Genomic DNA, 14,282 nt, shown 5'->3' on the forward strand with positions numbered 1-14,282 from the left:
GCTTACCCCTGATCAGGCAAGAGCGAGGCAATCGCATCGCTCAGCAGATGATCCAATCCCCACCACGTCGCAACCAGCAACAGGGCCACTGTCAGCAGATGAATCAAGGGCGAGCGCAGCCAGCCAAAACCCGCGCTGAGTTCGCCACCGACCACCTGCGTCGGCATGTGTTGGCTGACCTTGAACGGCGCCACCTGTGCGTTGAGAGCAGCCAATAGTTGCTCGCGTCCGGGGTCGCTCAAATCACGATAGCGCCCGCGAAAACCCAACATCAATACGCGCTGAAATACCGTCAACACATGCCGGTCCGGCGCGGGTTCGCTCAACACGTCACGCATGGCCTCGTACAGAAACTCACCGGCCTGATGACGATTGAAGAACTTGGCCTGCAACGGTTCGCTGGCCCAGGCGGCGCGGGCATCTGCGTCGGCGCAGGTCAGCACCGTTTCGTCGAGTAGCGCGCATTGAGCATGACTGATGTGGTCGATGTTGCGCTGACTCAGGCCCGCCCGTTCAAGGTGCTGCCGAGCTTGCTCAACCTGTTCGATACAAAGCTGGCCCAACTCCCGGCCAGGTTGCACCGAGGCGCCCTGGCGCAACTCGACCACCAATAGGTAGGTGTCCTGTAACAGCGCGTCGATATCCACCGCTGCTGCGGCTTGCTCGTTGGAAGGCGTCGGTTTCATGAGCGCAGCACCGCAAACAATTCCAACTTGACGTCGACCAAGCTGCTGGGAACGTAGAAAGCACAGACCCCTTCGTCCAGCACCGCCTGCCCCTTGGAATGCCCGAGATCCAGTGCGAAGTACTGATTTTCCAGGCGCAATGGAATCGCCGCCGGGACATGGCTGAGGGACTGCAACGGCACCCCGTCGAGCGCCGCGTTGATCAGATAATCGACCTCATCCGGCGTACCGATCTTGCACAGGCGCGGGAACTGGTCCTGCACCTGCGCCGCCGGTAGCCGACTGCGCACCGACAAATAGAAATCGGCCCCCTCACGCTCGCGCAAGCGCGGGTCATTCAGCGTGACTTGCCAACGATTGGCCCCCTGCACCTCCAGGCTCAAAGCAATGACCCGCGACGGAAGACTGGCCTCCAACAACAGCGACAGGGTGTGCATCAGCGGCGGGAACACCGCCTCCAACGACGTATGCTGGTAGGCGGGGATCTTGTCCACGTCGTGTTCCAGCGAAAACGTGAGCAGGCCGCCGGCGAGCTTGATCAGTTGCTGGTAGACCTGCTCGGGGTGGCGCGCGGGAAACTCCCGAAGATCGGCCAATACCGGCTGGTAGGTATTCAACGCATTGAGCAGCCAGAACAGCGACACGTCGGCGACGGCAAAGTCCGCCATGCGCTGATTGCTTTCCCGCCGCATGCCCATGAGCCGTTGCCGCTTGGCGGACAATTGCGTCAACAGGTTGTCCAGCTGGTTCAGCAACCCCGGGTGCGCGGCGAAGCTCAGCAACGGCGGCACATAGCCCGGGTCGAGGCTCCAGGCGCCCTGCCCGTCGCGCACCAGGCGCGCGACTGGACACGTCATGTAGTCCGCATTATCGTCGCGCTGCAGGCGCAGGCTCAGTGCATGCTCCAGCACGCCTATCGACTGCACCTCATCGGCATACATATCCTGTACGTCGCGCCAAGACTGGCGATAGCGTGTGGGCCGATCGGCCCTGCCACCGTCGAACAGGCAGTTGTCGCCATTCGCCTGTTCCAGGGGCAAGGCCAAGTGCAATAACGCGTCCTGATCTTCGTCGGCCAGCAACTGCGCCAGCTCCAAGGCCGGAGGCAGGCGGTCGACCTGCTCGGTGTCGATCCAGGTGCCATCGGGCATGCGGACCCGCAACTGAGTCGCCTTGAGCTTACCCAGCCGTAATGCATCCAGGTCGAACCCTACCGCCTGGACACCCCAGGGGTGTGCCAGGGCCAGGTGCGCGAGTTGTTCGTTGGTCCAAGCCTCCCAGCGCGCCTGTTGCTGGAATTGTTGCGGCGACAGCAACGCCCCGGCGGCCCACAGAGGGCGATCGATATTCATGGCATCGTTTCCCTACGACTGAATCAGGCTTTGGCCTTGGGCATCTGCGAAACCAGCGACAAGTTCACGTCCATGCCCTCGACCTGGAAGTGCGGCACGGCATACAACTTGACGCGGAAGAAACCGGGGTTGTCCTCGATGTCTTCCACCGTGACCTTCGCCTCCCGCAGCGGGTGTGAGGCCTGCAAGTCATCGCCCGGATCAGTCATCTCGGTGACCAGCCCGCCGATCCACTTGTTCAACTCCAGCTCCAGCAAACGCCGGTCCTTGGTGGTGCCAATGTTTTCGCGCTGGATCAGCTTCAGATAGTGAGCAATGCGTGACAGCAGAAAAATGTAAGGCAGGCGTGCGTTGATTCGACTGTTCGCGGTGGCGTCGGCCGTGTCGTACAGCGCCGGCTTTTGCGCGGAGTTGGCCGAGAAGAAACACGCATAGTCGCGGTTCTTGTAGTACGAGAGCGGAATGAAACCGAGGTTGGCGAACTCGAACTCACGGGTTTCCGGAATCATCACTTCGGAAGGGATCTTGACCTGATTGCCGGTGCCCAAGTCATACAAATGGATAGGCAGTTCAGTGACCGCACCACCCGACTGCGGCCCACGTATCTGCACGCACCAACCGTTGCTGATGAAGCTTTTGACCATGTTCGCGGCAAAGGCAAACGATGCGTTGGTCCACAGGTACTTGTGGTGATCCGGCCCTTTGACATTCTCGACGTAATTGAAGCTGCGCACGGGAACGGTGTCGGGCCCGTAGGGCAAGCGCCCCAGGACGCGCGGCATGGTCAGGCCGATGTAACGCGCGTCGTCACTGTCACGGAATGACTTCCACTTGATGTATTCGGCACGATCAAAATAGTTGCCGATGTCCTTGATCGCGGCCACCTCCTCCATGGTTTCCTTGCCGAAGAACGCTGGGCCTACAGCCCCCACAAACGGCATGTGGGCGGCGGCGGCGACTTTGGAAATATTGCGCAGCAGCGCGATGTCCTGAGGCCTGCGATCGAATTCGTAGTTTGAAATAGCCGCCGCAATCGGCTCGCCCCCCGGTGTGTCGTACTCCTGCGTGTAGGTATGCAGGTACAAGCCGCTCTGGGCAATTTCAGGCGCGTCCTCGAAGTCTTGCACCAGGTGGTCCTTGCTGACATCCAATAGTTCTATGCGAACGTTCTGACGGAAATCCGTCTGATCAATCAGCGATTTCACACCGCGCCAGGTTGACTCGACGCGCTGGAAGTCCGGATGGTGCATGACCGCATCGAGTTGACGGCCAATCTGCCGGTCCAACGAGGCAATATGCTCATCCAACAGGACTTTATCCAAACGCTCGATTTTTTGCGGCGATTGCTTAAGCAACTTTAAAAACACACTGACCGCTGCCGTCACCCGCTCATCGGCGGACACCTCGGACAGCGCATCCGAGTTCTGGAAGATATCAATACCGGCCAATTCAGCAACAGGACTTAAATTGATCTTGTTAAACAGCGCAGCATAAACACCCGCAGACTCTTCAGACAACACTGTAGCGCCGCGCGCTTGCACGTTGGAATGTTCTAAGGACATGATTTAACTTCCCTTTAAATTACCGCTATGAATTAACGCTCTTCTTCAGGCGCCAAGGCAGCCAACTCAGCGCGCAGTTCGTCACTGAGCGCGTCATCCTTGAGGATGCGCTCCAACTCATGGCGGAAGGTCACGTTGTCCAGCAGATTCGATTTGAGATCACGCAACAGGTTGCGCATCGCCAATAACGCACGCAGTTGTGGAATCTGCCGTGCGACCTGCTCAGGCTCGAAGTCCTTCATGCACCGGAAATTCAGTTCGACAGCGGTGTCGGACGCATCGTCGTCCAAGGTGTTGTCGACAGCCAGCTTCAGACCCGGCGAGAACTCGCCCAGGACGCTGTCAAAGTTGTTCTTATTGATATCAACCTTGCCACGCTCGGAGAGCGGACGCTGTTCTTTACCGTTACTGTAGTCACCCAGCACCATCAGTTTCAAAGGTAACTCAACCTTTTTCTGCGCACCGCCGGTATGCAGGTCGAGCTTGATATTAACCCTGGCCTTGGGCACTTCATTTTGAAAGCTGCTTAGCGTCATCGTTTCATTCCGTGAGTTATCCAACAGCATTGATCTGCGGTCAGATGGAAATTAAAACCGGAATTCAATCAACTTAAATTCCCTTTCCGGAAAGCCAAAGTGCTACATGGCACATGGCGTCCGCTTGCTCACTAGAATGAAGTATCACTGCCGGAACTTACCAGCCCCCGAATCACGGACGGGAACTTTCCATTGCGCATCAGGGATATTTCCCACAAAGCACAAAGATTATCTTTCTTGCAAAGATTATTGAAGATTTAAACCACAGACAGGGACCTCGCTGTCGGATATTTCTTAACCGTGGCGACGCCCAATAAAAGATCAGTAGAAATATACCAACCCATATGAATTTATTTCAACATCTTCCATTGTTTATAGTACTAAAACCTATAAAAAACACCCACGTGCCGACCAGAAGATAAACCATCTCCGTCTCAGCTTTACATCATAAACATTGAACTCCAGCAAAAAACGCCTACACCTCGCGCGCCTTGATCTTCAAATGCCGCGCATACCATGGCCGCTTCGGCACCCGTTTGAACAAACCCTGCAGCGCTTCGTCTTGCGCAGCAAACGTAATTCGCAGGGCGAGCTTCATGATCTCTGGGTCCATCTCCATCGAACGCCCCCTCTGCAAGCCTGGCGTGGTGCTGCAGCCATGGGTATCCGGGCCCAGCCACGGGTCGCCGACTTCAACCCAACGCCCCGGCGCGAACCATGCCACGCCATTGACCTCCAGGCGGCTGACCTGGCCGGGATGGAAGCGCTCATGGGCGCGGAACCAGTCTTCGATGCGGTCGTCGATCCAGCCATGGAAGTGCCAGAACACCGGGTTGACGTGGGAGGAAAACGGATCGCCAAGAAAGTCGTTCTCGGGCGCATACCAACGCGCGGCAAAGTCTGCCGGGTCGCGGGCGAAGGGCACGGGGGCGCCGTTGGAGGGGTCGCGGGGCACCGAGGCCCAGCGCATGTGCAGCCAGTCATGCAGGCCCAGCTCCATTTCGGAGCCGAGCTGGCCCAGGGTCAATTTGGCCAGGTATCGCGGGTCGCGGTATTGGGATTCCCAGACCTGGAAGTTGCTGTGGTAGGTCTCGGCGGCTTTGATATCGCTGACCCATTGGGTGTAGTCGCCGTCGTCCGGCGCCAGCCAGGTGGGTGGCAGGGCAAAGCCGTCATGGTTGTCGAAGTAGCGCAGGAAACCCAGGCGATCACGTTCCAGGGCCGGTTGCGGTTCGGGGAAGGCGGACCACGACGGCAAGTCTTGCATCGAACGTGCGGTGCCGAGCATATGCCGATGCATGAAGAAGAAGTCGATGCCCGAGCCGTTGCGATCCTTGAGCTTGCCCCGCGCGTCGCGCTCCTTGCCCCGTGGGCCGGGCTGCCAGCCGATGCCACGCAAGGCGTCGCGTTTTTCCTCGGAGAGCTTGTGCCATTGGTCGCGCGTGGCGTGCCACAGTTGGTGGAACAGGCGGTGCTCGGGGGAAATCAGCCAGGCCAGCAGCGAAGGGTTGAGACCGATGCGTTGGCGGGCTTCGGGAAACGGCTGTTTGTGGGCAACAAAGCGATTATCCGGCGCGGTCAGCGCCAGGGGGCGGTCGAGGTCGAGGATCTGCCCGCTGAGGGTGCCGCTGCCGGCGTTGCCGAAGACGCCCCAGACTTCATCGACGGTCATGCTGAATTCATAGGCCGGCGCGCCGTCGGCTGCATCACGGTCGATCAGCCGCCAATAGAGCTCGGTGCCCTCGCCCGCGAGCAAGTCACCCAACACGCGATAACGGGGTTCGCCATCGCCGCGCAGGTGCTCGGCCGTGTCGAGATAACCACGCAAACCACGCCCACGCGGCGCGACATCGAGCAGCAACGCCAGGCCCTGCGCGGGCAAACCCTTGAGGCCGGCATCGCGGCCTTCAAGCCGCAGGTTCCACACCCCGCGCAACGTGTTCGCCAGGTGCTGGCCGGCGGTATCGGCAAGATCCACCGTGGCTTCGCCGGGGGTGATGGGGAATTCTTCACGCGTCCACTCGCGATGGGCATATAAGGCCGCCGGCACGGCGGCGCCGGTCAGCGCCAGGCCTGCGATGAACCCACGTCGAGAGATCGTCATTGTCTACCTTAGGAAACGGCGTTATCAGAGCTAGAACGTTTACTCGCGCGGGAAATTTACCGCGCCGTCGCCGAGGCCTAAATTTCCGCGCTCATCGCTCGTTCTTCCCAGATAGCAAAGGCCTCAACTGACTGAGACGGCAATGACAAAACCACGTTCGAAAAAGGCGCTGTTTATCGGCCTGGCATTGGCCATCGGCGCCGGGGCCGGTTTCCTGGCTTGGGATCACTGGTTCCGAGGCAATGCCGGCTACCCGCTGGCGGTGATCAAGCAGGCCAATGACCTGCAGGAGCACCTGTTGTCGTTCGACAGCCATATCACCGTACCGCTGGATTTCGGCACTGCCGGTAATGAGGCCGACCACGACGGCGGCGGCCAGTTCGACCTGGCCAAGGCGCGTCGCGGGCGATTGTCCGGGGCGGCGCTGACGGTTTTCGGCTGGCCGGAAATCTGGAACGGCGCCAATGCTCCCCACAGGCCCAGCGACGGCTTTGTCGAGGAAGCCCGCCACGAGCAGGAAGTGCGCTACAAAATCATCTCCGGCATGGTGCGCGACTTCCCCAACGAAGTGGGCATCGCCTACACCCCGGATGACTTCCGGCGCCTGCATGGCGAAGGCAAATTCGCGATCTTTATCAGCATGCTCAACGCCTACCCGCTGGGCAGCGACCTGAACCAGCTGGACCTGTGGACAGCACGCGGCATGCGTATGTTCGGCTTCAGCTATATCGGCAATAACGCCTGGTCCGACTCGTCGCGGCCACTGCCATTTTTCAATGACTCCACCGACGCTCTCGACGGCCTCTCGGACATCGGCCAGCAAGCGGTACACCGCCTCAATGACCTGGGGGTGATCATCGATGTGTCGCAAATGTCGACCAAGGCCCTGGAACAGGTTGCGCAGTTGAGCCGCACGCCACTGGTGGCCTCCCACTCGGCGCCACGCGCGGCGGTGGATATCCCGCGCAACCTCAGTGACAAGGAACTGCAACTGATCAAGCGCAGCGGCGGCGTGGTACAGATCGTGGCCTTCTCCGCCTACCTGCGCCCGCTGAGCCAGCCGACCCAGGACAAGCTCAACAGCCTGCGCGCCCGCTTCGACCTGCCACCCCTGCCCAACCTGGCCGTGGCCCTGATGCCGGGCGACGCAATCATCGCCGCCTGGCCCGAGCACACGTTCGGCGAGTACGCCAGCGCGCTGTACGCGATCCTCGATGACGAACCCAAGGCCACCCTCAAGGACCTGGGCGATGCCATCGACTACACCGTGCGCAAGATCGGCATCGACCATGTCGGCCTGGCGTCGGACTTCAACGACGGCGGCGGTATCGACGGCTGGAACAACGTCGGCGAAATCCGCAACGTCACCGCCGAGCTGATCCAGCGCGGCTACTCCGAAGCCGACATCGCCAAGCTGTGGGGCGGCAACTTTCTGCGGGTGTGGGACCAGGTACAAAAAGCCGCCAGGCCCTTGGCCAACCGCTCATCACCCTCGACGTAAGCCCGTGAGCACAACATGACCGTGCTGAGCCAGCGGTGGTGACGCACGCCCTTTGCCCTTTGAACGAGAGGCCCACATGACGCCATCCGCCCCCCTGACCGCTTTGGCCCTCACCGCCCTGTGCGCAGCGCTGCTGCCCAACCTGGCCGAGGCCGCCACGCCGCAACCCGGCAAAGTGTTCAAGGACTGTAAGGACTGCCCGGAAATGGTGGTGCTGCCCGCCGGCACTTTCACCATGGGCACGCCCGACGATGAGGTCGGCCGCGAGCCGGACGAAGGCCCGATGCATGCCGTGACCTTCGCCAAGCCGTTCGCCATGAGCCGCTTCCAGATCACCGCTGGCGAGTGGGACAGCTATATCCGCCAGACCGGGGTCAAGATCGCCGACGGCGACACCCGCCCCGGCCGCGAATGCATCGCCAGCAAGCCGCGCTACCCCCAGAGCCCGCGTCAGCCGGCAGTGTGCATGGACATGGACGACATCAAACACTACGTGGCCTGGCTGTCGAAAAAGACCGGGCAGCCGTACCACATGGTCAGCGAAGCCCAGCGCGAATACGCCGCGCGCGCCGGCTCCAGCGGCCCCTTCCCGTTTCCGTTCGACGAAGGCAAGGGTTACAGCATTGCCGAACATGCCAACACTTACGGTCCGGCGGATGGCTACAGTTTTTCCTCGCCGGCCGGCAGCTACCCGCCGAACGCATTCGGCATGTACGACATGCACGGCAACGTCTACGAGCGCGTGGCCGACTGCGAACACCCCAACTACATCGGCGCACCGACCGACGGCAGCGCCTGGGTGGAACCGAACTGCGAGAGCTACCAGATCCGTGGCAATGACTGGGGCGAAGCGCCAGTGTTCTCGCGCTCGGGCAATCGCAACAACATCTACCCGCAGACACGCGGGGACTGGATCGGCTTTCGGGTAGTGCGCGACCTGTAACAACAAATCCCCTCACTGCACCTACTGCACCTACTGCACTCGCTGCACCCACCGCACCTACTGCACCCACTGCATCCACTGCATCCACTGCATCCGCTGCATCCACTGCATCCGCTGCATCCGCTGCATCCGCTGCACCCGCTGCACCCGCTGCACCCACTGTAGGAGCGAGCTTGCTCGCGAAGCTCCCGAGTACGCCGCGTTTATCCAGGATAAACGCGTTATCGTTGGCGATTTTCGCGGGCAAGCCCGCTCCTACAGGGGGCGTGCGTCAGCTTTGCTGAGCCAACCGTTCCAAACCTTCATGCAACGCCGGAAACAGGCTGTTGTTGAAGTTGTTCCAGCGCAATTCGAGGATGGTGTCGTCCGGGGAAATCTCGGTCTTGAGCACGTCGTGGAACACTTCACCGGAGTCGATGCCGTTGTCCACGTAGTGGAACGACGCACCGGTCAGGTACCGCGGCTCGCACGGCTGCGTCTCCTTGGTCATCCAATCCACCACCGCCTGGCCACGGGCACCGTACAAGGCGTTCCAGGTGGCGTAGGCGCCCCGGCGCTCGTAGGGCGATTCGATACGGGTAATGCCCGGGTGAATGTTCATGATCCGCCGCGCAAATGGCGCACCCGAGCGCACCAGCTCATCGAGGATCACCAACAGGCCGTCCAGCACCACGATATCGGCCTTCAGCTCCACCAGCGTGTCGTGCAGGCGGCGTTCGAAGTCCTGCTTGCCGGCGATGTGTTGCGCGCTGCCACGCGGCAGGCGGCGGTAGGTGGACGGCACGCTCAGCAGCAAATCGTTGACCAGACGCCCCTGCACCCGCAGGTCCGCCGGGTACAGCCACTGGCGGCCCGGCGCATAGGCAAAGCCATAGTCGGCGACCAATTGCCGGTCACGCGGGTTTTGCTCGTCGTCGTCATACACCACGCCCACCAGGTTATAGGCCTCGCCCAGCGACGTATCGTTGAGCGAGCCCACCAGAAACTCCAGCACCGACTTCATGTAGCGCTCGTGGTCCTTATAGGCCACTGGCTGCCCGGCCTTGTCGGCGGCGGCATTTCTCAGGGACCACACATACACCAGGTTCTTTTTCGTCATTGGTTCGCTCTCACTGGATAGATCCGGCACGCGACCCTACGCGTGCGCCTACCCAACAAGAACGAACCAGGCAGCGGGCAATTTATCCGCCACCGCCACCGCCGGGCACGCCGCGCTAAATACTCGCGCCGACGCTTCGTTTGTCATGGGTAAGGGTCTGTGTGCCCAGCCCCCTCCATTCACTTTCCGGGAAGTACCTATGACCGACCCCAAGCGCGGCGCCTTCAGCGGTTTGCTCGCATTGCTCAGGCCCTTTCGCGCCATCGTGAGCGTCTCCGTCGCCCTGGGCATGGCCGGTGGCCTGGCCATCACGCTGCTGCTGGCGACTATCAATAATGCGCTGCACTCCGCCGCCGGGATGACCCAGGGGGTGATTCTGACGTTTGCTGCGCTGTGTGTGCTGGCGCTGGTCAGTTCGATTATTTCCGATATCGGCACCAATTACGTCGGCCAACGGATCATTGCCGCCCTGCGCAAGGACCTCGGCGAAAAGGTGCTGTCGGCGCCGATCGGGCAGATCGAGGGTTATCGCTCCCACCGGCTGATCCCGGTACTGACCCACGACGTCGACACCATCAGCGATTTCTCCTTCGCGTTCACACCGCTGGCCATTGCGGCCACAGTGACCCTGGGTTGCCTGGGCTACCTGGCCTACCTGTCGGTACCGATGTTTCTGATGATGGTGGTCGCCATCGTGATCGGCAGTGCCGTGCAGTTCATCGCTGGCGGCAAAGGCATCCAGGGCTTCGACCTGGCGCGCAGCCACGAGGATGAGCTGCAGCGTTACTACAACGCCATTGCCTCCGGCGCCAAGGAACTGCGCATGCACCGGCCCCGGCGCTTTCGCATGAACACCCAGCGCATTCAGGAAACCGCGGACCGCATCGCCGACATCCAGGTGCGTTCCGTGAACATCTACATCCTTGCCAAGACCTTTGGCTCGATGCTGTTCTTCGTGGTGATCGGCCTGGCCCTGGCGATGCAGGCCTATAACCCCAACCCCGACCCTAGCGTGATCACCGGTTTCGTCCTGGTGCTGCTGTACATGAAAGGCCCGCTGGAACACCTGCTCGGCTACCTGCCGGTGGTGGGCAAGGCGAAGATTGCATTTGGTCGTATCAGTGAGCTGTCACAGCGCTTCTCCTCGCCGGAACCGCACCTGCTGATGGATGACAGCGAAGCCCCGCAACCGGTGGTCAACAGCCTGGAATTACGCGGTGTGCGCTACAGCCCGCCGGCAGTGGCAGGCAGCGAACCGTTCCACCTGGGGCCGATCGACCTGAACATCGCCCAGGGCGATATCGTGTTCATCGTCGGCGAAAACGGCAGCGGCAAGACCACCCTGATCAAGCTGCTGCTGGGGCTGTACCCGCCGCAGGCCGGGGAAATCCTGCTCAATGGCAACGCTGTGAGCGACCCCGAGCGCGACGACTATCGCCAACTGTTCACCACGGTGTTCGCCGATTACTACCTGTTCGACGACCTGGTCCAGGGCAGCGCCGCCCAGTCACTCGACAGCGCGACAAAATACCTGGAACGCCTGGAGATCGCCCACAAGGTCAGCGTCAAGGACGGTGTGTTCAGCACCACCGATCTGTCCACCGGCCAACGCAAGCGCCTGGCGCTGGTCAACGCCTGGCTGGAAGAACGCCCGGTGCTGGTGTTCGACGAGTGGGCCGCCGACCAGGACCCGGCCTTCCGCCGGATCTTCTATACCGAGCTGCTGCCGGACCTCAAGCGCCTGGGCAAGACCATCATCGTGATCAGTCACGACGACCGCTATTTCGATATCGCCGACCAATTGGTGCGCCTGCGCGCCGGCCAGGTCGTGCGCGAAATGACGCCAGCGTGAATTTTCTTTTCCGGTTTCCCGGGATAGGAACGTCTCACTAGTGGTAATGAGAACCAGACTCAATAAACACTTATAATTGCCCACTTAAAACATAGAAGAGAAAACACCCATGCCAGCACGACTCGGTCTCAGCCCACTGAGCAAAGCGCTATCCATGCGTCGGGCCCTGAACATCAACCTCCTGCCGAACGCCCTGGCCCTGGCCATATCACTGCCGGTGGCCGGCTATGTGCAGGCACAAGAGATCGAGTTGGACATTCCCGCGCAGCCGCTGGGGAGCGCGCTGCAGGCCTTCGGTCATCAGGCCAACATGCAGGTGCTCTACAGCCCGACCGACGTGCAAGGCAAGAACAGCACCGCCGTCAAAGGCAAACTGGACCCGCAACAGGCGATCAATACCCTGCTGTCAGGAACGTCGACCACCCACAGCCTCAATGGCAATTCGCTGACCGTCACCGCCGCCGGTACCTCCGCCGGGCTGGAACTGAGCCCGACCCAGGTGACCGCCAACCAACTGGGCAGCGTGACCGAAAACACCGGTTCCTATACCCCAGGCTACATCGCCACCTCGACCCGCCTGGTGCTGACGCCCAAGGAGACGCCGCAGTCGGTGACCGTCATCACCCGCCAGCACATGGACGACTTCGGCCTGAACAACGTTGACGACGTGATGCGCCACACGCCGGGCATCACCGTCTCGGCCTTCGATACCGAGCGCAGCAACTACTACGCCCGTGGTTTCTCCATCAACAACTTCCAGTACGACGGCATTCCGTCCACTGCGCGCAACGTGGCCTATTCAGCGGGTAACACCCTGAGCGACATGGCGATCTATGACCGGGTCGAAGTACTCAAGGGCGCCACAGGCCTGCTCACTGGCGCAGGCTCCCTGGGTGCGACCATCAACCTTGTGCGCAAAAAGCCCACCGCAGAGTTCCAGGGCCACGCCAGCGTGGGCGCCGGCTCCTGGGACAACTACCGCAGCGAGCTGGATGTGAGCGGCCCGCTGACCGAAACCGGGAATGTCCGGGGTCGGGCGGTGGCGGCTTACCAGGACAAGCATTCCTTCATGGACCGCTATGAGCGCCAAAGCCCGGTCTACTACGGCATCATGGAATTCGACCTGTCCCCGGACACCATGCTGACCGTGGGTGGCGACTACCAGGACAGCCTGCCAAAAGGCTCGTCCTGGTCCGGCAGCTTCCCGCTGATCGACGCCCAGGGTAATCGCAACAAGGTGAAGCGCTCGTTCAACAACGCCGCCGACTGGAGCAGTTGGGAGCAGTACACCCGCACCCTATTCGCCATAGTCGAGCACGACCTCGGCGATGGCTGGGTTACCAAGCTGCAACTGGACCACAAGATCAACGGCTACCACGCGAAGATGGGCTCGATCCAGGGCAGCACTCCCAACCTGGACGGCACTTCGCAGCTGACATCGGGCAAGTACACCGGCGAAACCGTCAGCGACTCCGCCGACCTATATGTGAGCGGCCCGTTCAGCCTGGGTGGCCGCGAGCATGAGCTGGTCCTCGGCGGCTCCATCAGTTCTTCCGAGTGGAACGGCAATGGCTACTGGAACCTCGCCCCCAACCTGGTGAACTTCCACAACTGGCACGGCAACGCGACCGAACCGGATTGGGGCACACCGCAGTCGAAGATCGACGACACCGTGCGCCAGACCGGCGCGTACATGACCACCCGCCTGAACCTCGCCGACGACCTCAAGCTGCTGCTCGGCGGCCGCGTGGTCGACTACACCGTCACCGGCAACAACCCGACCTACAAGGAAACCGGACGGTTCGTGCCGTATGCCGGTGTGGTCTACGACCTGAACGACACGTACTCGGTCTACGCCAGCTACACCGATATCTTCATGCCGCAGGAAAGCTACAACCGCGACCGCAACAACAAGCTGGTCGAGCCGGATGAAGGCCAGAACTGGGAACTGGGCGTCAAGGCAGACTTCCTGGACGGTCGTGTAAACGCCAGCGCCGCCTACTTCGAGATCCACGAAACCAACCGTTCCGTGTCCGACGACGAATACAACAACCGCACGCCGACACCGTCGAACTATGCGTTCAAGGGCACCAAGGCCGTGACCAAGGGTTACGAAGTCGAAATGTCGGGCGAACTGGCACCGGGCTGGCAGCTCCAGGGTGGCTATACCCACAAGGTTGTGCGCGACGACAACGACATCAAGATCTCGACCTTCGAGCCGGAAGATCAGGTCAGCGTCTACACCTCGTACAAGTTCAAGGGCAACCTCGACAAGCTGACCGTCGGCGGCGGCGCTCGCTGGCAGAGTGTTGGCTGGCAGGACATCTACAACAGCCCGAAAGGCGGCTACGAGGAGTTTTCCCAGGAATCCTACTGGCTGGTGGACCTGATGACCCGCTACCAGTTCACCAAGAACGTGTCGGCAACGTTGAACGTCAACAACATCTTCGATAAGACCTACTACACCAACATCGGCTTCTATAACTCTGCCGCCTACGGCGAGCCACGCAACTTCATGCTCAGCACCCGCTGGGACTTCTAAGGCCTGCTCGTAGCCGCCCTGGCGGCTACCGAGGGTTCCAACCCTAACGCCCCGTACATTCATTGCCCGGGGCGTTTTTGCAGGGGCCGGTCGTTGAACCCCACC

The 14,282-nt window shown here is 61.0% G+C and carries 10 protein-coding genes; 4 read left to right on the forward strand and 6 right to left on the reverse strand.

The features are described from left to right. Window positions 1-2: 2 nt before the first annotated feature. The 5 genes from tssL to pvdP form a co-directional block, all read right to left on the reverse strand. A complete protein-coding gene (gene tssL / locus AC07W0_RS15030) occupies window positions 3-686 on the reverse strand; it encodes a type VI secretion system protein TssL, short form (RefSeq protein ID WP_057004771.1) in 684 nt (227 codons plus the stop codon). After that, complete coding sequence (tssK, locus tag AC07W0_RS15035) at window positions 683-2,038, reverse strand: type VI secretion system baseplate subunit TssK (RefSeq protein ID WP_102618802.1); 1,356 nt, start codon at window positions 2,036-2,038, stop codon at window positions 683-685. Before tssK ends, tssL begins: the two co-directional genes overlap by 4 nt. A 23-nt stretch (window positions 2,039-2,061) precedes the next feature. Continuing rightward, on the reverse strand, window positions 2,062-3,600 hold the full coding sequence (gene tssC, locus AC07W0_RS15040; RefSeq protein WP_046487050.1) for a type VI secretion system contractile sheath large subunit: 1,539 nt from the start codon (window positions 3,598-3,600) through the stop codon (window positions 2,062-2,064). A 32-nt stretch (window positions 3,601-3,632) separates the two neighbouring features. After that, window positions 3,633-4,136, reverse strand: coding sequence for a type VI secretion system contractile sheath small subunit (gene tssB, locus AC07W0_RS15045; protein ID WP_046487053.1), 504 nt, complete (start codon window positions 4,134-4,136; stop codon window positions 3,633-3,635). Between the two features lie 475 nt (window positions 4,137-4,611). After that, on the reverse strand, window positions 4,612-6,240 hold the full coding sequence (pvdP, locus tag AC07W0_RS15050; RefSeq protein ID WP_102618801.1) for a pyoverdine maturation tyrosinase PvdP: 1,629 nt from the start codon (window positions 6,238-6,240) through the stop codon (window positions 4,612-4,614). A 142-nt stretch (window positions 6,241-6,382) separates the two neighbouring features. On the opposite strand from pvdP, the gene pvdM reads away from it, so the two are divergent. Both pvdM and pvdO read left to right on the forward strand, forming a co-directional pair. Further along, a complete protein-coding gene (pvdM, locus tag AC07W0_RS15055; protein WP_102618800.1) occupies window positions 6,383-7,741 on the forward strand; it encodes a pyoverdine-tailoring dipeptidase-like protein PvdM in 1,359 nt (452 codons plus the stop codon). A gap of 76 nt (window positions 7,742-7,817) precedes the next feature. Continuing rightward, window positions 7,818-8,684 carry a dihydropyoverdine dehydrogenase gene (pvdO, locus tag AC07W0_RS15060; RefSeq protein WP_046487059.1) on the forward strand — a complete coding sequence of 289 codons (867 nt, stop codon included), beginning with the start codon at window positions 7,818-7,820 and terminating at the stop codon, window positions 8,682-8,684. Window positions 8,685-8,955: 271 nt separating this feature from the next. Here the strand turns inward: pvdO and AC07W0_RS15065 are convergent, their stop codons facing one another. Beyond that, window positions 8,956-9,783, reverse strand: coding sequence for a formyl transferase (locus tag AC07W0_RS15065; RefSeq protein WP_102618799.1), 828 nt, complete (start codon window positions 9,781-9,783; stop codon window positions 8,956-8,958). A gap of 199 nt (window positions 9,784-9,982) precedes the next feature. Here AC07W0_RS15065 and AC07W0_RS15070 point away from each other — a divergent pair, with 199 nt between their 5' ends. Both AC07W0_RS15070 and AC07W0_RS15075 read left to right on the forward strand, forming a co-directional pair. After that, window positions 9,983-11,635: a cyclic peptide export ABC transporter gene (locus AC07W0_RS15070; protein WP_046487064.1), complete on the forward strand. Its 1,653-nt coding sequence runs from the start codon at window positions 9,983-9,985 to the stop codon at window positions 11,633-11,635. Between the two features lie 109 nt (window positions 11,636-11,744). Beyond that, window positions 11,745-14,177: a TonB-dependent siderophore receptor gene (locus AC07W0_RS15075; protein WP_193388112.1), complete on the forward strand. Its 2,433-nt coding sequence runs from the start codon at window positions 11,745-11,747 to the stop codon at window positions 14,175-14,177. Window positions 14,178-14,282 lie beyond the last annotated feature (105 nt).

Source organism: Pseudomonas sp. GW704-F2 (assembly GCF_059423025.1).